Here is a 22,590-nt window from a genome sequence, read left to right on the forward strand (position 1 = left end):
TATGCCCCAAAACGCGCCGATAGTCGAGTTCAGCCGCGCCGATAGAGCGCAGTCACCAGCGTGAACAGCCGCCGGGCGGTCTCGTGGTCGATGGCGATCTTGCCATCCAGACGGGTCCGCAGCAGGTCCGCGCCTTCGTTGTGCAGGCCACGACGGCCCATGTCGATCGCCTCGATCTTGCCCGGATCGACCCCGCGCAGGACCTCATAATAGCTGTCGCAGATGGCGATATAGTCCTTCACCACCTTGTTCATCGGCGACATCGACAGGCCGTGCGCCTTGGCGAAACCGGGGCCGGCGACGTCGAAGACCAGCCGGCCGTCCTGGAATGACAGTTTCAGGGCGTAGGGGCCGCCCTCGGCGCCCGCCGGCTCAAAATTGTTCTTTTCGACCAGGTCGAAGATGGCGACTCGCCGCTCATGCTCAATCTCGGCCGTCGCGGCCGGAAGCGTTGCGGCGTCGAGGTCGATGGAGGCCAGGCGGTGCTCGCTCACGCGGGATCGGGCCCTTCCGCCAGATGGGTCGGGGCGACCCGCGCCGGCCAGCGTTCCGAAAGATCTGTCAGGACGGCGTCGAGGCATTCGACGTCGATGCGAAGGTCGCCGCCGCCGGCGAACATCAGAAGTACCCGGCCGCCGGGGGCCTCCCCGGGCTCGAAATCCATGGCCAGCAGTTCGAGAGCATTGTCGGGCGAGCGCGGCAGGCGACGGCTCTTCACCGCCACCACGTCCCCGAATTGCATGCCGGACATCACGCGGGTGCCGCCGCATTCCCAGCAAAAGCGGCTGAGTTGCAAAGTCACTCGGCGGGCCGAGGGCTCCCAGATGATGTCCTTCGGGCGAAGGATCGCATCCTGCAGAGCGGCGGAGATGATGTGCAGATCGTCCGCGTCCTCAGCGAGCAGGCGCAATGGCTCGATGGCCGCGCCCGGCAGCATTTCGTCAGCGGCGGTCGGCTCAGTGTTCATCACCCTCGCCCTTGATACGGCGAATCTTCGCGCCACAGGCGCTGAGCTTCTCTTCGAGACGCTCGAACCCGCGATCCAGATGATACACCCGGCCCACGGTCGTCTCACCCTCGGCGACAAGTCCGGCGATGACGAGGCTGACCGACGCCCGCAGGTCGGTCGCCATCACCTGGGCCCCGTGCAGGACCTCGACGCCCTTCACGGTCGCCTCGCCGGCCTGGACGTGGATATCGGCCCCGAGGCGCGCCAGCTCCGGCGCATGCATGAAGCGGTTCTCGAAGATGTTCTCGTGGATGACGCTGTCGCCGTCGGCCGTGGTCATCAGGGCCATGAACTGGGCCTGCAGGTCGGTGGCGAAGCCCGGATAGACCTCGGTGGCGACGTTGACGGCCTTAAGACGCTTGGCCGGGTCGCGCTTGATGATCACGCCGTCTTCGGTCGGGATCACCTCGACGCCGGCCTCGACCATCTTATCGGTCAGGGCCTGGATCAGCTCGGCCCGGCCCTTGGTCAGCCGGACCTCGCCGCCGGCCATGGCCGCGGCCACGGCGTAGGAGCCCATCTCGATGCGGTCGGGAATCACCGACCAGGTCGCGCCGCCCAGCGACTTCACGCCGGTGATGGTCAGGACGTCGGTGTCGACGCCCTCGATCTTGGCGCCCATGGCGGTCAGGCAGCGGGCCAGGTCGCCGATCTCGGGCTCGCGGGCCGCCCTGCGCAGCACGGTGACGCCCTCGGCCAGCACGGCGGCCAGCAGGGCGTGCTCGGTGGCGCCGACCGAGACGAACGGGAACTCGATCTCGGCGCCCTTGAGGCCGTTCGGGGCGCGGGCGGTGACATAGCCCTCGTCCAGCTCGATCTCGGCCCCAAGCGCGGTCAGCGCCTGCAGATGAAGATCGACCGGGCGCGCGCCGATGGTGCAGCCGCCCGGAAGCGAAACCTTGGCCTCGCCGGTGCGGGCCAGCAGCGGGCCCAGGACGTTGAACGAAGCCCGCATCTGGCGGACCAGGTCGTAGGGGGCGAAGGTCGAGGTGATCTCTGCGGCGTGGAACAGGGTCTCCTGACCGTCGGCGCCGTCACGCTCGGTGACCGCGACGCCGAGCGCCTCCAGCAGCTTGCCGAGGAATTTGGTGTCCGCCAGGCGCGGCATGTTGGTCAGCAGCAACGGCTGATCCGTCAGAATCGACGCGGCCATCAGCTTGAGGGCGGAATTCTTGGCGCCGCTGACGGGAATGATTCCGTTCAGCTTGGCGCCGCCTTGGATGGCGATGCTGTCCATGTCGCTTTCTATCAGCCGCTGGGCGGCGTCGGGGGGGTCGGCTATCTAGCCCGGACCGCCGCTGTTGCGAAAGGCCGCGAGAGAGTCGCGACCGATGACATTCAGTTGCTCGGTTTGACGGGCCGGGCGATGCGGCTGGCGGCCTTGCGGCGCTTGAGGTTGTCGCGCAGGGCCGAGGCCAGGCGCTGGGCCCGCTCAGTCGCGGCGGACCGCGCAGGCGTCGCCGTATTCGGGCTGCCGGAATCCGGCTGGGGCGTGATCGCTTCCGAGTCGTCCATGAGCCGATGATGGCGCGCCAAAAAACTTTTCCGCAAGCGCGCACATTCGGGGCTTGCCCCCGACGCATGCCCTTCGCTATACGGCCGCTTCCTCAGTTTCCGCCGCCGTAGCTCAGTGGTAGAGCGCATCCTTGGTAAGGCTGAGGTCGGCAGTTCAATCCTGCCCGGCGGCACCACTACAGCGAAGGCCCGATCCTCACGGATCGGGCCTTTTGCTTTGCGCATCAGGTCGCGAATCGACAAAGGAGCCCCGCCGCGCGGCCGAGCCGGCGACGGGGCGAGCGCCGGCCCCAAAAGGCGCTCGGCGGACCGAGCCCCCGATCTCGGCCGGCAGCAGTTGGAAAATCTGTGAAGAGCCCGGGAGGTTCCCCGGACGGATCTAGTCGACCAGGCGAGGCGAAGGACGGCGGAAGCCCGGTAGCGCCTCCGGCCGACCGGCGCTCGGTTCGTAGTCAGCCGGAGCGTAGGCTTTGTAGCCGGGCGCGGCATACGCCGGACCGCCATAACCGTAGCCGTAGCCGCCGTAACCGTAGCCGTAATCGTAGGGATAGCCGTTCTCGACCTGGCGGAAGCTGAGATCCAGGCGACCGCTTTCGCCGATCGGCATGGTCACCGCCACGCCGTAGCTGCGGAAGCCGTCGGTGCCGACGCCGACATCGACCATGCCGTGGACCTTGCGATCATCCACGTAAGCTTCGCTGAACGGTTCGGCCGTCGGATCCCGGTCCGATAGCCAACGCTCGATCTGCTGGTCGGTCGTCAATCCGTGAGGCGCCGCGGCCTGGGCGGCGGCGCCGACCGGCGGAGCCACAGGGTGAACGGCATGAGCGTCCAGGACCACGGGGGTCTCCCGCGCGGTAGCCACGACGCCGTCCTGGTCGCTGGCCGGCGCTCCGGTCAGGGCCAAGGTCATCATCAGCGTCGTCAGCAGCATGATCGCCTCCAGTCGCGCTTAGCCTAACGGCAAATGCGGCGGGACCGTGATCGAAATCTCGCGCGTCGCCTCAAGCCGTCCCGTCGCCGCGGCCGAGAGGGTCCGGAAGGGCCTCGCCTTCGGGGACGAAGGTCAGGGCGACGGAGTTGATGCAATAGCGCAGGCCGGTCGGCGGCGGCCCGTCGGGAAAGACGTGCCCCTGGTGGCTGCCGCAGCGGGCGCACTGGGTCTCGGTCCGGACCATGCCGTAGGAGCGGTCGGTGATGGCCGTAACATGCGCCTCATCCACGGGCTGGGTGAAGCTGGGCCAGCCCGTGCCGCTTTCGAACTTGGTTCCGGCGCGGAACAGCGGCAGGCCGCACTCCCGGCAGCAGAACACCCCGGCTCGCTTCTCGCCCAGCAAGACACCGCAGAAGGGCGCCTCGGTGCCGTGAGCGAGCAGGACCCGCTTTTCTTCCGGGGAAAGGTCCGCCTCGAGGGCCTCGCGCTCACGATCGTCGGGGGGCGTCAGGTCGAAGCCGGAGGCGGAGCGAAGGGTCGGGGCAGGATCGGTCATGGGCCCGAAATAGGAAGGGCCGGACGGAGGTTCCACCCCGTCCGGCCCCAAGCCTTGCAGCGCTGTGGCGGGATCAGCCGCCGAACAGGGTGGCGACCCAGGCGCGCACCGCGTTCTCGTCGACCGGGTTGCCCGTGTAGACGAGGCCTTGGCCCGGCGTGAACGGCTGATTGTTGCCGCGCTCGCGCGAGGTCCACGCCTTATGACCGTAGGCCAGGTCGGCGTAAGTCGAAGGCAGGCGCATCGTGGTCTGCTCGATGAAGATCGAGTCGGCGGCCGTGGTGGCGCCGGCGATACGGACGTTCGGCAGACGGGTCAGCAGGTCGACGGTGTCGAGGCAACCGCCCGAGCAGCTGGCGTCGACCAGAACGACGACCGGGCCCTGCACCGGGTTGCCGGCCGACGCGTCGGCGGTCGACGGGGCCAGCGGGCTGGTGAAGGTGGTCTGGCCGGCGGCGGCGGCGGCGTCGAAGGCGGCCACGATCGCCTCGGTCTGGGCGATCACGCCCGGGGCTTCATAGACGAAGCGGGCGTCCTGCTTCATCCGGCCGAGGACGTCGGAATACCACTGCCGGTTCGCGGGCGTGACGCGGTAGGTCAGCTCGCCGCCGCTCGGCTGGCGGCTCTGGGCGAAGCCCGGCGTCCAGATGCGGTTCAGCACGCTGTAGCCGCGAGCGGCCGAACCAAGGTTCGAGGCGCCGCTGCCGCCACGCAGGTCAAGGACAAAGCCCTGCGGGCCCCGGATCGCTTCGACCTGGCCTTCCAGGGCGGTGTTGAAGGCTTCCCAGCCGGCGTCGTCGGCGAAGGAGTGGACGTTGATCCACGGACGGCCGTTGACCGTCTCGATCGAAAGCTGGGTGGCGCCGGGGGTGTAGACCGTAGCGCGGTACGCGGCTTCCAGAGCGGCGGGATCCACCGCCTGCGGCTTGAGCTCGACCTCACGGGTGCGGCGGCCACGCTGGAATTCGCACAGCGACGGCACGCCGGCCGCGTACGGGTTGTTGCGGTTCCACAGGAGGTAGGGCGCGGTGGTGACCCGGCCGGCTTCGGTGTTCAGGTCGCCTTCCCAACGGTCCAGCTTGCCACGGGCGAACTCGTCGATCGGGATGTCATTGCAGCTGACCACCACGTCGCCGATTTGCGGCGCGTTGCGCAGGCCCTGCTGGACGTAGGTCACGACGTATTTGCCGTCGCGCCAGCCGGTGGCGACGCCCGGCCAGTTAATGGCGAAGAAGCGGCTCGACGGCGTGTCGTAGCTGGGGCGGGCGACGATGTTCGAATCCCGGAAGCCAGCGGCGTAATAACGCAGCAGATAGGCGTGGCTCGAGCCGCTGTTGGCCTGGCCGGACTTGGACAGGGCGTCCTGTAGGCCCGAGTCGAGCCAGCCCTGGAACGACTGGCTGGCCGCGCCCGAAATGGCGGGAGCCGGATGGTTGGCGGCCAATTCGTCGTGAGCGGCCTGGAGATCCTGGCGCGCCAACGCCCGCCAATCCTGGGCGAGAACGGAGCCGGCGCTCAGCGCCAGCGTCAGCGCCGCAGTCGCGGCGACGGGGAGGATACGGGACATCAAGGCTGGCTCCGGGCCGATGAACAGGGAGTGGTCAGCGTTAAACTCCAGCGGACAAGCCTTGCCAAGCCCGTATCCCCGTTCAGTAGAACGCCCCCATCCGGTTTACTCCGCAAAGATCGCGGCCTAATCGGGGCGCATGTTCAAGAAGATCCTGATCGCCAACCGCGGCGAGATCGCCGTCCGCATCATCAAGACCTGCCGCCGCATGGGCATCCAGACGGTGCAGGTCTACTCGGAGGCCGACGCCGGTTCGCTGGCCGTCGAGATGGCCGACGAGTCGGTCCTGATCGGCCCCGCCCCGGCGGCGCAGAGCTATCTGCTGGCCGACAAGATCGTCGAGGCGGTGAAGCAGACCGGCGCCGAAGCTGTGCATCCCGGCTTTGGCTTCCTGTCCGAGAACGCGGGCTTCGCCCGGCGTCTCAAGGAAGAGGGCATCGCCTTCATCGGCCCGAACCCCGAGGCGATCGACGCCATGGGCGACAAGATCACCTCCAAGAAGTTCGCGGCGGCGGCCGGAGTCTCGACCGTCCCAGGCCACATGGGGCTGATCGAGTCGACCGAGGAAGCGGTGAAGATCGCGCGCGAGATCGGCTATCCGGTGATGATCAAGGCCTCCGCCGGCGGCGGCGGCAAAGGCATCCGCGTCGCCCACTCCGACGACGACATGGCCGAGGGCTTCGCCGCGGTGAAGGCCGAGGCGCTGAACGCCTTCGGCGACGACCGGGTCTTCCTCGAGAAATTCATCATCGACCCGCGCCACATCGAGATCCAGGTGCTGGGCGACAAGCACGGCAACGTCGTCCATCTGTTCGAGCGCGAATGCTCGATCCAGCGCCGCAACCAGAAGGTCATCGAGGAGGCCCCCTCCCCGCTGCTCGACGACGCCACCCGCGCCGCCATGGGCGCCCAGGCCGTCGCCCTGGCCAAGGCCGTGAGCTATGACTCGGCCGGCACCGTCGAGTTCGTCGCCGGCCAGGACAAGAGCTTCTACTTCCTGGAGATGAACACCCGCCTGCAGGTGGAGCATCCGGTCACCGAACTGATCACCGGCGTCGACCTGGTCGAGCAGATGATCCGCTCGGCCTGGGGCGACAAGCTGGCCTTCGAGCAGACGGACCTGTCGATCAACGGCTGGGCCATCGAGAGCCGCATCTACGCCGAAGACCCTTATCGCGGCTTCCTGCCATCGATCGGCCGCCTGGTCCGCTACGAGCAGCCCGAAGAGGGCGAGCACGAGGACGGCTATGTCGTGCGCAATGACTCCGGCGTCCGCGAGGGCGACGAGATCAGCATGTTCTACGACCCCATGATCGCCAAGCTGTGCGCCTGGGCTCCGACCCGCGAAGAGGCCATCGACGGCATGGCCCGCGCGCTGGAAGACACCCACCTGGCCGGCCTGGGGCACAACGTGCCCTTCCTGGCGGCGGTGATGGACCAGCCGCGCTTCCGCTCGGGCGAACTCTCGACCAGCTATATCAAGGATGAGTTCCCGGACGGCTTCCACGGCCTAAAGCCGGACCTCCGCCAGACTCACATCCTGATCGCCGCCGCCACCGCGATGAACGAGATCATCTCGGAACAGGACGGCGATCCGTCGGACCGCACCGACTGGGTCGTGCTGATCGAGCAGGGCAAGGGATCGGGGGACCCGCACGGCGTCACCCTGTCCTACGACGCCGACGAGGCCCTGCTGCTGGGCCTGACCGGCGGCGGTCACCTGCGCTTGTCGGAGATCGACTGGCGACCGGGCCTGGCCCAGTTCCAGGCTGAGCTGGACGGCGAGGCGTTCACCGCCGAGGTCAAGCGCGTCGCCGACGGCTTCATCATTCGCCACCGCGCCGCCAAGGCCCGGGTCCGCGTCCTGACCCCGCGCCGTGCCGAGCTCTACGCCCGCCTGCCCGAGAAGGTCGCCGCGGACACTTCCAAACTGGTGCTGTCTCCGATGCCGGGCCTTGTCGTCGCCATCCCGGTGGCCGCCGGCCAGGAGGTCAAGTCGGGCGAAACCGTCGCCATCATCGAAGCCATGAAGATGCAGAACATCCTCAAGGCTGAGCGCGACGGGGTGGTGAAGGCCGTCTCGGCCAAGGCCGGCGACCCTGTGGCGGCGGACGACGTGCTGGTCGAGTTCGCCTGAGCGGCGGCCGTCAGGCGCCCGTTCGGGCAGGGGCGCCGCTGGGCGGCCGCCTCTCAGCGCCCCTACGCACCGCCTCCACCACTCGGTGCAGAGGTTCCTGACTCACCTCGACCAGGCCAGTCCTCGGTCGATCCAGGTCGATGATCAGGGCGAAGGCCAGCGCCAGCAGAATGAACTGGATCGATGACGCCACGAAATACCGACGCTTGATTGGGTGGCTGTAGCCCATGAAAGTCACGGCGATTACCGCATAAAGCAGCAGCGCCAGCAGGATGGTGCGCGGAATCACCGCCTCGATGGCTGCCCGTCGCGCCGCCGCAATATTGAACATGGCGTTGAGCGCATCGAGATAGGTGCGCAGAGCGAAATCCGTCGCGTCGGCCTCGCGAGCCGCCGCGGACCAGACCGCCTCCCCGAGTTCGTCGCTGCGCTTTTCGGCGTCATGGAGCTCTGCCGGCGAACTGGCTTGTGAGAAGGCCCAGCGGGTTTCGACATAGGCGGCGAAATCATCGACCAGCACGGCCTTGTCAGCCGTCGGAAGGGCGTCCAACCGCCGCCAGGCGGTGCTGATCAGATTGGCCTCCTCGCGCACCAGCGCCGACCGGCTGTTGTATCGCTCGACTCCCATGCTGAAGCTGAACGCGACCAGCAGGGCTAACAGGCTGAGGCTGGCGGTGAGGTAGCTGCCGCCGACCGCTTCGACCCCGTCGGCGTCAGCGTCGACCGACCGGGTCGTGCGGCGGCGAATCTGGACGCCCGCCTCGTGCCCGATCAGCAGCACCGCTGTGACGATCAGAAAGATCGCCCAAAGCGGAAGGGCCCAGAATAACGGGGGCATCAGACGGTCGCCGCCCGGGCCGACTGGGATCGCATCGCCGCCTCGCCAACTGGAAAGGATCGAGGCGTTCAGCTTGCCAGTCCGCCCGGGCGTCTCCCATCCGGTGCAACCCTGAGCACCGGGCCTTCTCGCGCCTTGGGATGCGACCTAAGCCAGCGCCGCCCTCGCGCGGACTATGACGTCGACCCAGTCATGGAAAGCATCGGCCAGCTTGCCGACCAGGTCCTTGAGCGGACCTTCCTTGAGGCAGCCGTCTTCGCCGAAGCTGTCGTCCGAGACCTGACCCAGATAGGCCTCAGGCTGCTGCATCACAGGCATGTCGAGGAAGACGCAGGCCTGGCGCACCTGATGGTTGGCGCCGAACCCGCCAATCATGCCCGGTGAGGCGCTGACGATCGCGGCGGGCTTCTTGTAGAAGACGCTCTGCCCGTACGGTCGCGAGCCGACATCGATGGCGTTCTTCAGGACGCCGGGCACGCCGCGATTGTATTCCGGCGTGACGAACAGCACGCCGTCTGCGGCCGCGATCGCCTCCCGGAAACGGGTCCATTCCGCCGGCGGCGTCGCCTCCAGATCCTGATTGAACAGCGGCAGGTCGCCGATCTCGACGATGGTGCAGTCCAGGCGATCGCCGGCGAGGCGGCAGATCGACTTGGCGACCCTGCGGTTCAGGCTGTCCTTGCGGAGACTGCCGACGACGATGGCGATGCGATGTGCGGGCATGGGGCCGCAACGCCCGACGCTGCGATCAGTTTCGGTCCCGGCGTCAGCGTCGCCCGCCGGTCAGGTCCGACCACCGCCAGGCGGCTGTGCCGAGAGCGACCCGCGGCGCCCCCGGGGTGTCGGCCAGGGTGATCACAGCAAAGCCGCGCACCGCCTGCGACCGACAGGCCGCCGGGGCGAACGCCACCTCCAGCCCGATCGCCTGACGCACGCCTGCCAGCCCCTTGCCCGCCTGTCCCGGGTTCTGGATCCAGTCGCCGTTCCAGACCAGGAGGGCCCGTCCGGAGCCCTCGGTCCGATGGGCCTGGGTGATGGCGGACCGGACCTCCGGATCAGAGCGCAGAGCCTCCTGGATGCGTTTGACCATGTCGCAAGGGCCGCCGGCGCCCGAACCGCTGCCCGCTCCCCCGGCGCCCGATCCTCCGGAACCGGCAGAGCCGCCGGCGCCCGCGCCGGCGGTCAGGGCACCCGCCAGCTGGGCTTCGCCGAGCGTCGGGAAGCGCGCTGGAACAGCTACCGCCGGGATCGGCAGGGTCGCGACCGCCGGCGGTGGCGGGGTCCGCGGCGGGCGGGGCCGGGTGGCGGCGCGGGCCGGTTCGCGGACGGCGGGAGCCGAAGCCTCCTTCGGCGCCGGCCCGGGGTCAGGGGAAGGCTCAGGCGCCGCCTCGGGTTCGGGCGGGGGCGGCGGCGGCGGCGGGGTGAGACGATGCAGGCTGACGATGACGGGCGCAGGCTCGACAGGCGCCACCACCGGCGCGGGCGCGCTATCGATCGTCAGGGCGCCCAGAACGACGACATGCACGCCCGCGCTGACCGCTGCGGCGACGATGTAGGGATGCCGCGCCAGACGTTTGCGTGAACGTCCCGGCTCACGCCCGGTAACATCGTTCTGATCGATCATTGAAATCCCGACTCGCGACGAAATACGCCGACAGACGTTGAAGATCATCATCAAACGTCAGGATCGTGGCACGCGAAAACAATGTTACAGCAAGCTTGGCTGCAACTAATCGCCGAGCTGTCGATTTCTCACGCAACCGAGGAACCAGTTCGCCGTTCCTGCATCGGCACCAATGTACGGTGCGCGAATACCGGCGTTCGCACCGTCGGCAACTAGGAGAATGGAACTTGACCAGAACGACACTCAGGAGCGCCACCCTCCTCGGAGCCGCCGCCCTCGGCCTTGCCGTCAGCGGCTGCGCTACCGAGCAATATGTGCGCGATCAAACCATGCTGGTGGATTCCCGAGTCAGCCAGGTCGACGCGCGCGTCACCCAGGTCGAAGGCACCGCTGGTCAGGCGTTGGACCGCGCCAACGCGGCCCACAAGCTCGCCGAAGGCAAATTCCTCTATGAGGTCGTGCTTTCGGACGACTCCGTGAAATTCCCGACCGACGTGAATGCGCTGTCGCCGGAAGCCGAGTCCCGTCTGGCGGAGCTGGCGCAGCGGCTGAAGGCCGAGAACCGCAACGTCTTCCTGGAAATCCAGGGCCACACCGACTCCGTCGGCGATGCAGGCCACAACGATCGCCTCGGCGCGGCCCGGGCCGAATCCGTGCGGCGCTTCCTCAGCCGTGACGGCGTCGCGCTGAACCGAATGGCGACGATCTCCTACGGTGAAGAGGCGCCGGTTGCGTCGAACGACACCCCGGAAGGCCGATCGCAGAACCGTCGGGTCTCCATCATCGTCCTGAACTGACGAAAACGGCCGTCCCGGAGGCTCCGGGACGGCCGCGCTTGTCGCAGGTCGAGTGCAAAAACTAAGTCAGCGGCCGTCGTGCGACGCGTCGCCGGGATCAGGCCGCGCCGGCCATGAAGTCGTAAACGTCCGCGGGGCGCGTGACGGTGATGGCGATGCGATCCTCGCGGATCTCGATCTCGCCGCGCGCCACCGGGTGATTGTTGGCCAGGATCCAGACCTCGTCGGACTCCGAGGCGTCCAGCGGAATGACCGCGCCGCGGCCCATGCGCAGCAGCTGGCTCATCGGCAGCACCGAGCGTCCCAGGACGACCGAAATCTCGACTTCGACGGCATCGATCTGTGACAAGGGGGGCTCTGTCGGGGCTGTCTGGACTTGCATGGCGCTTCCAGTCCCCACATTGGGTCCATCATGCTTTCCCAGTCCTTAAGCGAGACCGCCTCCAAGCTGATTCCTGCGGAAGGACGCCCCGTCGAGTGGGCCGTGTCGACCGGCTACGTCGACTACCCGCTTGCCGTGGAGGCGATGGAGGCCCGCGCCGCGGCCATCGCAGCCGGCGACGCCCCGGAACTGGTCTGGCTGCTGGAGCATCCGGCGCTCTACACGGCCGGTGTGTCGTCGAAGGACGAGGACCTGCTGGATGCGGGTCGCTTCCCGGTCCACCGGACCGGTCGCGGCGGCCAGTTCACCTATCACGGGCCCGGCCAGCGAGTGGCCTATGTGATGCTGGACCTGAACCGGCGCGGCAAGGACGTGCGGGCCTTCGTCCGCGGTCTCGAACAGTGGATCATCGGCGCCCTCGGCGAATTCGGCGTCCCGGCCGATGTGCGCGAGGGGCGCGTCGGCGTCTGGGTCGAACGAAAGGGCCCCGGCTGGAGCCGCGAGGACAAGATCGCCGCCATCGGCGTGAAGGTCCGCAAATGGGTCAGCTTCCACGGCATCAGCCTGAACGTTGAGCCGGACCTGAACCATTTCGGCGGCATCGTCCCGTGCGGCATCGCCGAACACGGCGTGACCAGCCTGGTCGACCTGGGCGTGCCGGCGACGATGGACGAGGCGGACGAGGCGCTTCGCACCAGCTTCCGACGGATTTTCGGAGCCGTTGAGACCGGCCGTCCGCCGCTCGCCTGAACCTCAGGGAAAAGTCGGGTTCTTTCCCCTTCCCTTTCTTTCCGACCTCCGCTATCAGCCCCGCTCCGATGCGAGCGGTCGTGGCGGAATTGGTAGACGCGCAGCGTTGAGGTCGCTGTGGGGCAACCCGTGGAAGTTCGAGTCTTCTCGACCGCACCATCGATATTTGCCGTGTGTCCCCCTACCAAGGGACAGGCAGTCACTTCAGACGGGAACGGCTATCGTTTCCAAGGGCGAATCATCGGCTTACAGCTGATCTGACAGATTGAGGGAGGCCGAGCGTGAGCAACACCGCAACCGCCCCCCTGCCGCCTGAAGACGACATCGAACACATCGCGCTGGACGAGGACTACGTCCTGACGCCCGCATTCGTGGAGAAGGTGGTCGACGCCGCCGACGACGGCGACGGCCTGCGCCTGCGCTCCCTGCTGGAAGACCTGCACCCGGCCGACGTGGCCGACCTGATGGGCTTCCTGACGGCCGAGCATCGCGCCGTGGTCACTGTCTGGCTGCCGCCGGACCTGCTGGCCGAGACCCTGCCCGAACTGGACGACGGCATCCGCGAAGAGGTGCTGGAGCGCGTCCCACACCTGACCCTGGCCGAGGCGCTGCAGGAGCTCGACTCCGACGACGCCGCCGCCGTGGTCGAGGACCTTGAAAAGGGCCAGCGGGAAAAGGTGCTCGCGGCCATGCCCGAGGTCGATCGCGCCGCGATCGAAAGCTCGCTGGGCTACGCCGAGGATTCCGCCGGCCGCATGATGCAGCGCGAGGTGATGGCCGCGCCGCAGTTCTGGAACGTCGGCGACACCATCGACCACATCCGCAAGCAGGGCGAAGATCTGCCCGAGCTGTTCTTCGACATCTATGTCGTCGACCCGATCAACAAGCCGGTCGGCGGCGTGGCCATCAGCCGCCTGCTGCGCGCGCCGCGCGCCACGGCCCTGACCGAGATCATGGACCCGGTGAACGAGATCGCCGTCGACCAGGACCAGGAAGAGGTCGCCTACATCTTCGAAAAATACCACCTGATCTCAGCGCCGGTGGTCGATTCCGCCGGCCGCCTGGTGGGCCAGATCACCGTCGACGATATCGTCAACATCATCCAGGAAGAGAACCGCGAGGACATCCTGCGCCTCGCCGGCGTCGCGGATGAGGACCGTGGTTCGTCTGTGCCCGAGATCGTCCGCGGCCGCGTGCCCTGGCTGGCGATCAACCTGGCCACCGCCACCCTGGGCGCCAGCGTCATCGGCTGGTTCGAACCGACCATCCAGGCGATCGTCGCCCTGGCCGTGCTGATGCCGATCGTTTCGGCCATCGGCGGCAACGCCGGCACCCAGGCTCTGACCGTGACCGTGCGCGCCCTGGCCACGCGCGAGCTGAACAGCTCCAACGCCCCGCGCACCTTCTGGCGTGAACTGGCTGTCGGCCTGGCCAACGGCCTGGTTCTGGCTCCGTTGATCGGAATCGCCACCGCTCTGTGGTTCCGCGACGAGGACTGGCGCATCGGCCTGGTCATCGCCGCCTCCATGGTGCTGAACCTGCTCGTGGCCGCCTCTATCGGGGTGCTCACCCCGCTGACTCTCTCGAAGTTCAAATTCGACCCGGCCGTGTCGTCGGCCGTGTTCGTGACTGCGACCACGGACTTCTTCGGCTTCCTCATCTTCCTCGGTCTGGCCACGATCGTCCTGCTCTAGGAACGGGACGCCCGGTTGGTGCGGGCCTTGCTGGCTCTCCCATCGGGCGAGCGCGCCCGTATCGATTTGGGTCAGTCCGTGTCCGAAGCGACCAAGCCAACGCTGAAAGTCTCCCGCGAGGGGGTCATTCTGATCAAGAGCTTCGAGGGATTCCGCCCTCGGGCGATTCGCGGCGACGATGGTCGCTGGGTGATCGGCTACGGCCATAAGCGGTCAGCCCGCGAGGGCCTGACGGTCGGCGAACAGGACGCTGAACTGCTGCTGCAGTACGACCTGCTGCCGGTCGTGAAGGCCCTGAACGAGCAGATCTCGGCCGAGCTGAACCAGCACCAGTTCGACGCCCTGGCCAGTTTCGCCATCTCGATCGGCGTCGAACGCTTCGTGACCTCTGACGTCCTGCACCGCCTGAACGAGGGTCTGGCCCACGAGGCGGCCGAAGCCCTGGTCGGCTGGCCCGAGGCGACGCCCCCCGACGCCCCGCTGCGCCGCCGCGCAGCCGAACGCGCCCTTTTCATCGCCGATCCTGGCTCGCCGGTGCACCTGGCCGAACTGCTGGCCGCGCCGCTTCCTTCGCCCGCCGAGGTCGAAGCCTCCGTGATCCAGCCGGTGTTCAGCCCGCCCGGGGACGCGCGCGCCGCGGCCGTGGCCACCCTGCTGGGCGAGACGCAGGCCGAGAACCCCGCAGCCGAGCCGATGGTCGTCGAAGAGACGCCCGCTCCGCCCGCGTCCGAGCCGCAGCCGGTCCCTCCGCCGTCCGCCGCAGCCATGCAGTTCCAGCGCTACTCGCCCTACGCGGCGGCGCTGATCGGCCCCCTGCCGGGCTTCCCATCCGCCATGCCGAAGAAGTCCGCCGAACCGGCGCCGGCGGCCGCAGAGCCTGTGAGCGAACCTGAACTGGCGGCCGCCCCCACTCCCGAGCCGGCGCCCGCCCCTGCTCCGGCGGCCTTCCCCTCCCCCCTTCCCATCGGCATCGCGGTTCCGGCGGCGTTTCCGCCGGTCGTGCTGGCTGCGCCCGCACCGGTCGCGCCCGTCGCGCCGGTCGCACCCGTCGCGCCTGTCGCGCCTCTGGTGCCGCCTGCTCCCGGCCCGTCACCCTTCCCGCCGATGGACGAACCGTTGGTGCTGACGCCTGCGACCGAGGCCGACTTCCATGAGGTCATCCGGCCGATCTGGGGCGAAACGGACCGCAGCGGCGCACAGGCGCAAGACACGGTCCTGTTCGAGGACGAGCCGGCGCTGTCGGTGCTTCGCCACGAAATCGAGCCGACCGAACCGCGCCGTTTCGACTGGGGCGAAACCGGCGCCTACATGATCATGGGCGGCCTGGGCCTGGCGTCGTGCGCCTTCTCCGCCGGGGCCTTCCGCCTGTCGGTCGAGCAGCCGTCGCCGATGGGCGAGACGACCCTCATCGCCTGGGTCCTGGCCCTGATCGGCGCCATCTGCGTCGGCGTGTCGTCGTGGAACCTCTATGTGCGGTGGGGCAAAGCCCAGTGACTTTGCCCGGGGCGCGGGCGGTGCTACCCCCCTGCCATGAGCATTCCCAACGCCCCCCAATCGATGGAATTCGGCCTCGGCGAGACCGCTGACGCGATCCGTGACACCACCGCCCGCTGGGCCGCGGACCGCCTGGCCCCCTTGGCCGCCGAGATCGACGAGAAGAACCAGTTCCGCCGAGAGCTGTGGCCCGAAATGGGCGAGCTTGGCCTGCACGGCATCACCGTCGAGGAAGAGTTCGGCGGCCTCGGCCTCGGCTACCTCGAGCATGTGGTGGCCATGGAGGAGGTGTCGCGCGCCTCGGCCTCTATCGGCCTGAGCTATGGCGCCCACTCCAACCTCTGCGTCAACCAGATCCGCCGCTGGGGCACAGCTGAGCAGAAGAACCGTTACCTGCCCAAGCTGATCTCGGGCGAGCACGTCGGCTCCCTGGCCATGTCCGAGGCCGGTTCGGGCTCGGACGTCATGTCCATGCGCACCCAGGCGGTGAAAAAGGGCGATCGCTACGTCCTGAACGGCACCAAATTCTGGATCACCAACGCCCCCTCGGCCGACACCCTGGTGGTCTACGCCCGCACCGGCGAAGGCAACGGCGGCGTCACCGCCTTCCTGATCGAGCGCGGCATGAAGGGCTTCAGCGTCTCCAAGAAGCTGGACAAGATGGGCATGCGCGGCTCCGACACCGCCGAACTGGTGTTCGAGGATTGCGAAGTCCCGGAAGAGAACGTCATGGGCCCGGTCGGCGGCGGCGCCGGCGTGCTGATGAGCGGCCTGGACTATGAGCGCGCCGTGCTGTCGGCGGGCCCGCTGGGCATCATGCAGGCGGCGCTCGACGTGGTCCTGCCCTACGTCCGCGAGCGCAAGCAGTTCGGCAAGGCGATCGGCAGCTTCCAATTGATGCAGGCCAAGGTCGCCGACATGTACGTCGCCCTCAACTCGGCCCGCGCCTACGTCTACGCCGTGGCTCGCGCCTGCGACCAGGGCAAGACCACCCGCTACGACGCGGCCGGCGCGATCCTGTTGGCCTCTGAAAACGCGGTGAAGGTCAGCCTTGAGGCCGTTCAGGCCCTCGGCGGCGCCGGCTACACCAAGGAATGGCCGGTCGAGCGGCTGGTGCGCGACGCCAAGCTCTACGACATCGGCGCCGGCACCAACGAGATCCGCCGCTTCCTGATCGGCCGCGAACTACTGGGCTGAGGCCGGGCAATCCCCGAGACGCTCGGCGGTCATCGTCATCGTCATCGAGCCCGACTCGGGCGTCGGCGCCGGCGTCGCCGTCGAGCGGATCTCCATGGTGTAGCGCTTCGAGAGGTCGCCGGTGAGCCGGAAGTCCGCCTCCATCCGCCGCTCGCCCGTGGTGCAGACCGATCGACCGACGATGGCGCCCCCTTCGCGACGGAACGGTTCCTGGGTGCAATCCATGCCTCGCATCCCGGGCAACTCCAGATCTTGGCTCCCGCCCGTCACGCAGGTCTCCGTGACCGGCGCCTGGGCCCCTTCCGGCAGGCCGGCAAATCGGGTCGTGACCCGCCAGAGGCCGGGCCGGGGCCCTTCGATCGCCGCGGCGGCGGCAGTTGGCGTCGGCTCGGCGGTCGGCGCCGGTTCGGCGGCGGGGCCGGCGGCGTCCTTCTTCTCGGCGTCTCCCCCCTGACCGCAGGCGGGCAGCAACAGAACGGCCAGGGCGGCCAGAACGATCTTGGTTCGCATGGAAGTCCCCTCTGTGAGCCCCTCGCCCACCTCGCGAACGGTTTTGACGAACCGCCGTTCCTTGGGCCGTGCGGGGAACCTCCCCGCGGGGCGTTGGTTGCTGGCGCTCGGAAGGAGACCCGTCATGCCCGCAAAGTCCGCAGCCCAGCAGAAGGCCGCCGGCGCCGCCCTGTCCGCCAAGCGCGGCGACACCCCGAAGTCCGAACTGAAGGGCGCCTCGAAGCACATGGTCGAGTCGATGACCGAGAAGCAGCTGGAGGAGTTCGCCCACACCAAACGCAAGGGCAAAGCCGAGCACGTGCGGCATTGAGCGCCGCTACACGGCGGTTTGCGACCATGGACTTTTGTTAAGTGGCGCGGGAGCGTAGCCGTGCCTAGATCAACAAGCCCCGTCGCTCGAGTCCTGCAGGCGCCCATGCCCGACTACGACTACCAGAGCGACACGCGGTCGTTCTCACAGGTGATCGAAGACATCGGACACAAGGCCGACCCGCGCCTGTATCTGGGCGAGTTGGTCAACGCCTTCGGCGAGCGCGGCTTCGGCGCGCTGATGCTGTTCTTCGGCGTACTGAATATCGCCATCGGCATCATTCCCGGAACGACCACCCTCCTGGGCCTGCCCTTGCTGGTGATGGGGTTCCAGCTGGTGATCCGCCAGGACCAGCTGTGGCTGCCTCGCTGGGCGCTGAAGCGCTGGATCGACCGCGAGGCCTACCGGACGGGCGTCGAGAAGGTGATCCCGCGCCTGCGCCGGATGGAGCGCATGTCCCGGCCGCGCCTTGAGGCGATGACCAGCGAGCTGTCCGAAGTCCTCATCGGCCTCGTGACCATGATGCTGGCCTTCATCCTGATTCTGCCGATCTGGGGCGGAAACTTGATCCCTGCCCTGATCATCGCAACCTTCGGCTTCGGCCTGATGCAGCGAGACGGCCTGGCGATTCTGCTGGCGTGGTGCGCCGTCGCCCTTATCGGCGTGGCCGGCCTGGTGGTCTGGCTGGCCTGGACCCAGGTGTCGCCCTACGTCCTGCCGGTGCTCGAATGGGTGCAGGGCCTGCTGCCCCAGGCCTGGGCTTGGCTGACCGGCCTGTTCGGGGGCTGAAACGCGAGACGCCGGAGAGGTCTCCCCCTCCGGCGCCTGCGAGAGCCTGAATAGAATCAGCCGCGGAACAGCGACATGATCAGCTGCGGCGTCTGGTTGGCGATGCCCAGCGCCTGGACCCCGAGCTGCTGCTTCGTCTGCAGAGCCTGGAGCTTGGCGCTTTCCTTCGCCAGATCGGCATCGACCAGATTGCCCACGCCGGCTTCCAGAGCGTCCGACAGCTTGCCGACGAACGTCAGGTGGGTGGTGAGCGCCTTCGACTTGGTGCCCAGACGCGCCAGGGCGCCCGAGACCTTGTCGATGGAGTTGGAAACGGCCGTCAGGGACGCCGTCGCCTTGGTCAGGGTGTCGATCGATTGCGTCGTCGCAACCGAGACGTTCGCCCCGCCCAGCGCCAGCACTTCGCCGCTAACCGTAAGGGTCGCGGTGCCCGCCGCGTTGGCCAGAGCCGTGAAGCCGGTGGCGCCGGTCTTCAGCAGGTTGATCCCGTTGAAGTCAGCGTTGCCGGTCACCGAAGCGATCTGGTCACGAAGGGCCTTGAAGTCCTCGTTCAGGGCGGCGCGGGCCGCGGTCTTGAGCGACGCATCAGTCGCCGCGAGAGCCTTCTCCTTCATCTGGAGCAAGAGGTCAGAGACCGTCTCGCCCGCCGCCAGAGCCACATCCACCGCGGCGACGCCGCGATCGAGCGATTGCTTCACCGCGCTCAGCGCCCCGATGTCGGCACGTTGGCCCTGGGCGATAGCCCAGATGGCCCCGTTGTCCTTTGCGGTCGCCACAGACTTGCCGGTGTTGATCCGGTTCTGCGTGACCGCCAGCTGGGCGTTGGTCGCGTTCAGGTTCTGGAGCGCAACTTGAGCGCCCACGTTGGTGTTGACCGACATAACCATCGGGTAGTTCCTTCCATTCTGGTCGGTTGTGAACGGCCTTCTGGCCGTAGAACCGGTTCTAGGTTCGGAAGGGGCTACGCAAGGAACGGGCCTCGCCGAGATCGACGAGGCCCTATTGTTTTCAATGACTTATAAGGTTAGCGGAGCCGGTAGATCGGCAAGGACTGACGCCTGGCGGTCAGACTTTGCCTACCGGATCAGGCAGCTTGCGCCGGGGCGCCGGCGAGGCCCTGCATGATCATCTTGTTGATGTCGATCAGGGCTTCAAAATCGTCTTCGCCGCGCATCACCGCCGACGAGTGACGGCCCACGAACAGGCTGATCGAGATGATCGATGCCCGCAGGTTCTTGTCCATCTGGTTGTCAGGATTCGAGCAGTCGGTCGCCAGCGTCGACCAGAGTCGACGGTTCCAGTCCAACGCGTCGATACGGGTGGCGATATCCGACGCATCCGCGGTCGAGGCGTGCACCAGCGCCCGGGTCACCTGCCCGAACAACCGATACTCGGCCTCACGCGGGGTCTCAGCCCGCGTGGCTGCGGTCTTGTACGCCTGAAGCGACATTCGCCAGACCTTCCTCGTAATCAACAAGCTTTCGGGCGGCCATCAGCGCCTTGTAGTACTCGCGCGCCATGACGTGACGAGACGCGGCGACGCAATCGGCCAGCACCTCGGGATTGCGGGTCGCCCCCATGAACTCCGTCAGGCGCAGGGCGAACTCGTCGAACACCTTGGGCGCGGAGGCCTCGTCCAGGTACATCATCATGACCGGGAAATAGACGCGCTTGGCAGGGGTGTTGGCGTCCTCCGGCTGGAGGATGTCCTTCTCCCGCAGCACGCTGGCCTTGTTCTGAAGGATCAGGACGCCGCGACGATCGCCATTCTGGACGACAGCGCCGTTGAGAACGAATTTCTCGCCGGGCTTGAGCGACAGCTTCAACGGCATTCAGGGCGACTCCTCAGGCGCCCGGCGACGTTAGGAAGCCGGGGACCAACACAGGCTAAACAGACGTGGTTAACCATCTCTTGTGATCCCGACGGCATGTTCGCCGGATCAACACGGAACCGCTCATGTCCGCCGTCGAACTGTCGCCTGAAGAAATCCACGGGGTCGCCCCCGCCGCCCAGGGTCTCGTCGGCGATTCCGCCTCTCCAGAGGCGATCCGCAAGCTGTCGCACCAGCTCGCCAGCCCCAAGCTGGGGGTCAAGAGCCAACGCAAGGCGCTTGAAAAGCTGAAGGCCGCCCTGATGGCCATCCGCGCCGGCGACTTCGACCTCGGCGGTCGGCGCGCGATGGACGCGCTGAAGATCGACGAAACCAACGGGCTCGGCTGGCACGTGCTCGCGATCTGCCGCGAAAAACAGGGCGAACTCGGCCAGGCCCTGCTGGCCTATGAGGCGGCGCTGAAGCTGCTGCCGAACGAGACCGACGTGGCCCACGACCTGGGCCGCCTGGCGCAACAGATGGGCTATCTCGAGATCGCCGAGAAGCTGCTGATCAAATATCTGGCCGCCGACCCGGGGCACATCGAGGCGACCAACAACCTCGCCTGCGTGCTGCGCGACCAGAAGCGCTACGGCGACGCCATCGAGACGCTGCGGGCCCTGCTGGGCGTCGAACCGGAATCGCCGGTGCTGTGGAACACGCTCGGCACGGTCCTGAGCGATCAGGGCGACATGGGGACGGCCCTGACCTTCTTCGAGGAGGCGCTGCGCCACGATCCGACTTTCGCCAAGGCTCGCTACAACCGCGCCAACGCTCGCCAGCCGTTGGGTGACGCCCTGGGCGCCCTGGAGGACATCGACGCCGCCCTGCCCGGCGCCGAGAGCCCCTACGAACGCGCCATGATGACCATGGCCCGCGCCATGCTGCTGATGACGCTGGGCCGTATTCCCGAAGGCTTCGAGGCCTATGAGGTGCGCCTCGATCCGCACCTGCCGGAAGCCATGCGCGTCGCCGTCGACGCGCCGCGTTGGGATCCCAAGACCGAGGACCTGGCCGGCAAGCGCCTGCTCGTCGTCGGCGAACAGGGCATCGCCGACGAAATGGTCTTCGGGACCTGCATCGGCGACGCCATCGAGGCCGCCGGCCCTGAGGGCAAGGTCTTCGTCGCTGTCGAGCCACGCCTGGTGGGTCTGTTCCAACGCGCCTATCCGAGCGCCATCGTCGGCGGCCACAAGGCAGTCAAGCTGGAGGGCCGGATCACCCGCTACGTCCCCTTCGTCGAGGAGCTGTCGGCGACCGAGGGCAAGATGGACGCCTGGATCCCGATGGCCTCGCTGCTGGCGGCCTATCGCCCTACGGTCGAGAGCTTCCCCGAGCGCCGCGGTTATCTCGTGCCCGACGCGGAAAAGGTGGCCTACTGGAAGGCGGAGCTGGAAAAGCTGGGCCCCGGCCTCAAGGTCGGCCTGCACTGGAAGAGCCTGGTGCTGACCGGCTCGCGGGCTCGCTATTTCTCCAGCTTCGAGCGCTGGAAGCCGGTGCTGACCACGCCGGGCGCCCTCATGGTCAACCTGCAATGCGGCGACGTTTCCGAAGACCTGGCCCAGGCCGAGGCGGCCGGGGTGACCATCTGGACCCCGCCGATCAATCTGAAGGACGATCTGGAGGACGTGGCGGCCCTGTCGGCGGCGCTGGACCTGGTCGTCGGACCAGGCATCGCCGGGACGAACCTGGCGGCGGCGGTCGGCGGAACGACCTGGATGATCACCGCTCCGGACGACTGGCACTACCTGGCGACCGACAAATACCCCTTCTACCCGCACGTCCGCTTCTTCCGCCGCGACAGCTTCGGCGACTGGGAGGGCGTCATCGCCCGCATCCGGACAGCGCTGGACGAAGCGGTCGCACTCGGCCGAGCGGACTAGTCCGTTCCGGGAACACCGGACGGAACCGGGGCGTTGAGCAGCGGACAGGAGGTTCGCAATGCCCGTGCTCGACGACTACTCGGACGATCAGGAACAGTCTGAAACCTTTGACGAAACCCACATCGACGATGAGGGCGACGGCGAGGTCATGCTCGACGAGGCTGACGACGTCCTGGACGTGACCCAAGCCGACGGCGACGCCGACGAGGAAGAGTTCGATGAGGACGCGGATCCCGACCTCGACGAGGAGCTCGGAGCGTCCGGCATAGAGGCCGAGGCGGACGCCCTGCTTGGCGTGGACGGCGAACGTGTCAACGAGATCGACGGCGAGAGCAATGGGGCCCTCGGGCCCGATGAAGTCGAGCTCGTCTATTCCGGGCTGATGCGAAACTCGAAAGGCGCCCAGGCCAGCGCGGCCCACTGGGAAGCCAAACGCCTGTCAGACGACGACATCGCCGACCTGGGCTACGGCCCGGACGGCGATGAAGACCATCCCGCGCACTAAGGAACGCTTATGACCACCCACACCCCCGGCCAGACGGACCACCAGCAGGCCCCGGCCGACGACGCCCCGCACGCCCGTTCGGCGCCCCGCGAAACCGGGAAACCCGATCAACTGTGCGAGGAAGAGCGCCAGGCGGAAGATCGCCAGGAAGCTCTGGTCGACGAAGGGATCGAGGAGACCTTCCCGGCCAGCGACCCGGTCAGCGTCAAGCGGATCACCTGACCGAAC

General features: G+C 67.7%; 26 protein-coding genes and 2 tRNA genes. 13 read left to right on the plus strand and 15 right to left on the minus strand.

The features are described 5' to 3' along the window. Nucleotides 1-29: 29 nt before the first annotated feature. From ASC65_RS15445 to ASC65_RS17500, 4 genes are all read right to left on the minus strand, one after another. A complete protein-coding gene (locus ASC65_RS15445; RefSeq protein WP_056455313.1) occupies nt 30-494 on the minus strand; it encodes a UPF0262 family protein in 465 nt (154 codons plus the stop codon). Next, nucleotides 491-937, minus strand: coding sequence for a DUF2948 family protein (locus ASC65_RS15450; RefSeq protein ID WP_235561520.1), 447 nt, complete (start codon nt 935-937; stop codon nt 491-493). Before ASC65_RS15450 ends, ASC65_RS15445 begins: the two co-directional genes overlap by 4 nt. Before the next feature lie 19 nt (nt 938-956). Further along, the gene (gene murA / locus ASC65_RS15455; protein WP_056455317.1) at nt 957-2,246 is read right to left on the minus strand and encodes a UDP-N-acetylglucosamine 1-carboxyvinyltransferase; all 1,290 of its coding nucleotides are present in this window, start codon (nt 2,244-2,246) and stop codon (nt 957-959) included. Nucleotides 2,247-2,347: 101 nt separating this feature from the next. Then, a complete protein-coding gene (locus ASC65_RS17500; protein ID WP_200939857.1) occupies nt 2,348-2,524 on the minus strand; it encodes a hypothetical protein in 177 nt (58 codons plus the stop codon). A gap of 101 nt (nt 2,525-2,625) precedes the next feature. Between ASC65_RS17500 and ASC65_RS15460 the strand changes: the two genes are divergently transcribed. Next, a tRNA-Thr gene (locus tag ASC65_RS15460) sits at nt 2,626-2,700 on the plus strand. Between the two features lie 203 nt (nt 2,701-2,903). On the opposite strand, the gene ASC65_RS15465 is transcribed toward ASC65_RS15460, so the two are convergent. From ASC65_RS15465 to ASC65_RS15475, 3 genes are all read right to left on the minus strand, one after another. Further along, complete coding sequence (locus ASC65_RS15465) at nt 2,904-3,458, minus strand: hypothetical protein (protein WP_056455319.1); 555 nt, start codon at nt 3,456-3,458, stop codon at nt 2,904-2,906. 70 nt (nt 3,459-3,528) lie between these two features. After that, complete coding sequence (gene msrB / locus ASC65_RS15470; RefSeq protein WP_056455321.1) at nt 3,529-4,014, minus strand: peptide-methionine (R)-S-oxide reductase MsrB; 486 nt, start codon at nt 4,012-4,014, stop codon at nt 3,529-3,531. A gap of 73 nt (nt 4,015-4,087) precedes the next feature. Beyond that, entirely contained in the window at nt 4,088-5,581 is a 1,494-nt protein-coding gene (locus ASC65_RS15475; protein WP_056455323.1) for a hypothetical protein, read from the minus strand. Between the two features lie 139 nt (nt 5,582-5,720). Here ASC65_RS15475 and ASC65_RS15480 point away from each other — a divergent pair, with 139 nt between their 5' ends. Further along, nucleotides 5,721-7,718 carry an acetyl-CoA carboxylase biotin carboxylase subunit gene (locus tag ASC65_RS15480; protein ID WP_056455325.1) on the plus strand — a complete coding sequence of 666 codons (1,998 nt, stop codon included), beginning with the start codon at nt 5,721-5,723 and terminating at the stop codon, nt 7,716-7,718. 10 nt (nt 7,719-7,728) lie between these two features. Here the strand turns inward: ASC65_RS15480 and ASC65_RS15485 are convergent, their stop codons facing one another. The 3 genes from ASC65_RS15485 to ASC65_RS15495 all read right to left on the minus strand — a co-directional run bounded on the left by ASC65_RS15485 (nt 7,729) and on the right by ASC65_RS15495 (nt 10,180). Next, nucleotides 7,729-8,499, minus strand: a complete 771-nt coding sequence (locus tag ASC65_RS15485; RefSeq protein ID WP_156459708.1) for a bestrophin-like domain — start codon at nt 8,497-8,499, stop codon at nt 7,729-7,731. 204 nt (nt 8,500-8,703) lie between these two features. Further along, entirely contained in the window at nt 8,704-9,279 is a 576-nt protein-coding gene (locus ASC65_RS15490; RefSeq protein ID WP_056455329.1) for an NADPH-dependent FMN reductase, read from the minus strand. Nucleotides 9,280-9,322: 43 nt separating this feature from the next. After that, a complete protein-coding gene (locus ASC65_RS15495; protein WP_056455331.1) occupies nt 9,323-10,180 on the minus strand; it encodes a hypothetical protein in 858 nt (285 codons plus the stop codon). Nucleotides 10,181-10,407: 227 nt separating this feature from the next. On the opposite strand from ASC65_RS15495, the gene ASC65_RS15500 reads away from it, so the two are divergent. Next, nucleotides 10,408-10,977 carry an OmpA family protein gene (locus ASC65_RS15500; protein ID WP_056455332.1) on the plus strand — a complete coding sequence of 190 codons (570 nt, stop codon included), beginning with the start codon at nt 10,408-10,410 and terminating at the stop codon, nt 10,975-10,977. A gap of 97 nt (nt 10,978-11,074) precedes the next feature. On the opposite strand, the gene ASC65_RS15505 is transcribed toward ASC65_RS15500, so the two are convergent. Then, nucleotides 11,075-11,326, minus strand: a complete 252-nt coding sequence (locus tag ASC65_RS15505) for a FliM/FliN family flagellar motor switch protein (RefSeq protein ID WP_056455334.1) — start codon at nt 11,324-11,326, stop codon at nt 11,075-11,077. A 63-nt stretch (nt 11,327-11,389) separates the two neighbouring features. Here ASC65_RS15505 and lipB point away from each other — a divergent pair, with 63 nt between their 5' ends. The 5 genes from lipB to ASC65_RS15530 all read left to right on the plus strand — a co-directional run bounded on the left by lipB (nt 11,390) and on the right by ASC65_RS15530 (nt 16,494). Further along, nucleotides 11,390-12,109 carry a lipoyl(octanoyl) transferase LipB gene (gene lipB, locus ASC65_RS15510; RefSeq protein WP_056455336.1) on the plus strand — a complete coding sequence of 240 codons (720 nt, stop codon included), beginning with the start codon at nt 11,390-11,392 and terminating at the stop codon, nt 12,107-12,109. Between the two features lie 74 nt (nt 12,110-12,183). Further along, nucleotides 12,184-12,268, plus strand: a tRNA-Leu gene (locus tag ASC65_RS15515). Between the two features lie 122 nt (nt 12,269-12,390). Further along, on the plus strand, nt 12,391-13,803 hold the full coding sequence (mgtE, locus tag ASC65_RS15520; RefSeq protein WP_056455338.1) for a magnesium transporter: 1,413 nt from the start codon (nt 12,391-12,393) through the stop codon (nt 13,801-13,803). Between the two features lie 78 nt (nt 13,804-13,881). Continuing rightward, a complete protein-coding gene (locus ASC65_RS15525) occupies nt 13,882-15,297 on the plus strand; it encodes a lysozyme (protein WP_162245687.1) in 1,416 nt (471 codons plus the stop codon). Between the two features lie 36 nt (nt 15,298-15,333). After that, nucleotides 15,334-16,494 (plus strand): isovaleryl-CoA dehydrogenase, encoded by a 1,161-nt coding sequence (locus ASC65_RS15530; RefSeq protein ID WP_056455342.1) that lies wholly within the window; start codon nt 15,334-15,336, stop codon nt 16,492-16,494. On the opposite strand, the gene ASC65_RS15535 is transcribed toward ASC65_RS15530, so the two are convergent. Further along, nucleotides 16,483-17,004: a DUF3617 domain-containing protein gene (locus ASC65_RS15535; protein WP_056455344.1), complete on the minus strand. Its 522-nt coding sequence runs from the start codon at nt 17,002-17,004 to the stop codon at nt 16,483-16,485. The two genes, ASC65_RS15530 and ASC65_RS15535, sit on opposite strands and share 12 nt — an antisense overlap. 124 nt (nt 17,005-17,128) lie before the next feature. Here ASC65_RS15535 and ASC65_RS15540 point away from each other — a divergent pair, with 124 nt between their 5' ends. Both ASC65_RS15540 and ASC65_RS15545 read left to right on the plus strand, forming a co-directional pair. Next, nucleotides 17,129-17,314, plus strand: a complete 186-nt coding sequence (locus ASC65_RS15540; RefSeq protein ID WP_056455346.1) for a DUF3008 family protein — start codon at nt 17,129-17,131, stop codon at nt 17,312-17,314. Between the two features lie 105 nt (nt 17,315-17,419). Next, complete coding sequence (locus tag ASC65_RS15545) at nt 17,420-18,103, plus strand: exopolysaccharide biosynthesis protein (RefSeq protein WP_056455348.1); 684 nt, start codon at nt 17,420-17,422, stop codon at nt 18,101-18,103. Nucleotides 18,104-18,159: 56 nt separating this feature from the next. On the opposite strand, the gene ASC65_RS15550 is transcribed toward ASC65_RS15545, so the two are convergent. From ASC65_RS15550 to flbT, 3 genes are all read right to left on the minus strand, one after another. Continuing rightward, nucleotides 18,160-18,990: a flagellin gene (locus tag ASC65_RS15550; protein ID WP_056455350.1), complete on the minus strand. Its 831-nt coding sequence runs from the start codon at nt 18,988-18,990 to the stop codon at nt 18,160-18,162. Nucleotides 18,991-19,187: 197 nt separating this feature from the next. Then, the gene (gene flaF / locus ASC65_RS15555; RefSeq protein ID WP_056455352.1) at nt 19,188-19,553 is read right to left on the minus strand and encodes a flagellar biosynthesis regulator FlaF; all 366 of its coding nucleotides are present in this window, start codon (nt 19,551-19,553) and stop codon (nt 19,188-19,190) included. Continuing rightward, entirely contained in the window at nt 19,513-19,935 is a 423-nt protein-coding gene (flbT, locus tag ASC65_RS15560; protein ID WP_056455354.1) for a flagellar biosynthesis repressor FlbT, read from the minus strand. Before flbT ends, flaF begins: the two co-directional genes overlap by 41 nt. 125 nt (nt 19,936-20,060) lie before the next feature. Between flbT and ASC65_RS15565 the strand changes: the two genes are divergently transcribed. Genes ASC65_RS15565 through ASC65_RS15575 form a run of 3 tightly spaced genes read left to right on the plus strand, consistent with a single transcriptional unit; the run spans nt 20,061 to nt 22,584 of the window. Then, on the plus strand, nt 20,061-21,857 hold the full coding sequence (locus tag ASC65_RS15565; RefSeq protein WP_056455356.1) for a tetratricopeptide repeat protein: 1,797 nt from the start codon (nt 20,061-20,063) through the stop codon (nt 21,855-21,857). A gap of 58 nt (nt 21,858-21,915) precedes the next feature. Beyond that, nucleotides 21,916-22,362: a hypothetical protein gene (locus ASC65_RS15570; protein WP_056455359.1), complete on the plus strand. Its 447-nt coding sequence runs from the start codon at nt 21,916-21,918 to the stop codon at nt 22,360-22,362. A gap of 9 nt (nt 22,363-22,371) precedes the next feature. Further along, nucleotides 22,372-22,584, plus strand: a complete 213-nt coding sequence (locus tag ASC65_RS15575) for a hypothetical protein (RefSeq protein WP_056455362.1) — start codon at nt 22,372-22,374, stop codon at nt 22,582-22,584. Nucleotides 22,585-22,590: the final 6 nt, after the last annotated feature.

It is taken from the genome of Brevundimonas sp. Root1279 (assembly GCF_001425945.1).
GTDB lineage: Bacteria > Pseudomonadota > Alphaproteobacteria > Caulobacterales > Caulobacteraceae > Brevundimonas.

What these genes read in the sequence shown, in the direction of transcription:
- ASC65_RS15450 (WP_235561520.1), bottom strand. Translation starts at nt 937, where the DNA reads ATGCTGCCGGGCGCGGCCATCGAGCCATTGCGCCTGCTCGCTGAGGAC.
- murA (WP_056455317.1), bottom strand. Translation starts at nt 2,246, where the DNA reads ATGGACAGCATCGCCATCCAAGGCGGCGCCAAGCTGAACGGAATCATT.
- ASC65_RS17500 (WP_200939857.1), bottom strand. Translation starts at nt 2,524, where the DNA reads ATGGACGACTCGGAAGCGATCACGCCCCAGCCGGATTCCGGCAGCCCG.
- ASC65_RS15465 (WP_056455319.1), bottom strand. Translation starts at nt 3,458, where the DNA reads ATGCTGCTGACGACGCTGATGATGACCTTGGCCCTGACCGGAGCGCCG.
- msrB (WP_056455321.1), bottom strand. Translation starts at nt 4,014, where the DNA reads ATGACCGATCCTGCCCCGACCCTTCGCTCCGCCTCCGGCTTCGACCTG.
- ASC65_RS15475 (WP_056455323.1), bottom strand. Translation starts at nt 5,581, where the DNA reads ATGTCCCGTATCCTCCCCGTCGCCGCGACTGCGGCGCTGACGCTGGCG.
- ASC65_RS15480 (WP_056455325.1), top strand. Translation starts at nt 5,721, where the DNA reads ATGTTCAAGAAGATCCTGATCGCCAACCGCGGCGAGATCGCCGTCCGC.
- ASC65_RS15490 (WP_056455329.1), bottom strand. Translation starts at nt 9,279, where the DNA reads ATGCCCGCACATCGCATCGCCATCGTCGTCGGCAGTCTCCGCAAGGAC.
- ASC65_RS15495 (WP_056455331.1), bottom strand. Translation starts at nt 10,180, where the DNA reads ATGATCGATCAGAACGATGTTACCGGGCGTGAGCCGGGACGTTCACGC.
- lipB (WP_056455336.1), top strand. Translation starts at nt 11,390, where the DNA reads ATGCTTTCCCAGTCCTTAAGCGAGACCGCCTCCAAGCTGATTCCTGCG.
- ASC65_RS15530 (WP_056455342.1), top strand. Translation starts at nt 15,334, where the DNA reads ATGAGCATTCCCAACGCCCCCCAATCGATGGAATTCGGCCTCGGCGAG.
- ASC65_RS15535 (WP_056455344.1), bottom strand. Translation starts at nt 17,004, where the DNA reads ATGCGAACCAAGATCGTTCTGGCCGCCCTGGCCGTTCTGTTGCTGCCC.
- ASC65_RS15540 (WP_056455346.1), top strand. Translation starts at nt 17,129, where the DNA reads ATGCCCGCAAAGTCCGCAGCCCAGCAGAAGGCCGCCGGCGCCGCCCTG.
- ASC65_RS15545 (WP_056455348.1), top strand. Translation starts at nt 17,420, where the DNA reads ATGCCCGACTACGACTACCAGAGCGACACGCGGTCGTTCTCACAGGTG.
- ASC65_RS15550 (WP_056455350.1), bottom strand. Translation starts at nt 18,990, where the DNA reads ATGGTTATGTCGGTCAACACCAACGTGGGCGCTCAAGTTGCGCTCCAG.
- flaF (WP_056455352.1), bottom strand. Translation starts at nt 19,553, where the DNA reads ATGTCGCTTCAGGCGTACAAGACCGCAGCCACGCGGGCTGAGACCCCG.
- flbT (WP_056455354.1), bottom strand. Translation starts at nt 19,935, where the DNA reads ATGCCGTTGAAGCTGTCGCTCAAGCCCGGCGAGAAATTCGTTCTCAAC.
- ASC65_RS15565 (WP_056455356.1), top strand. Translation starts at nt 20,061, where the DNA reads ATGTCCGCCGTCGAACTGTCGCCTGAAGAAATCCACGGGGTCGCCCCC.
- ASC65_RS15570 (WP_056455359.1), top strand. Translation starts at nt 21,916, where the DNA reads ATGCCCGTGCTCGACGACTACTCGGACGATCAGGAACAGTCTGAAACC.
- ASC65_RS15575 (WP_056455362.1), top strand. Translation starts at nt 22,372, where the DNA reads ATGACCACCCACACCCCCGGCCAGACGGACCACCAGCAGGCCCCGGCC.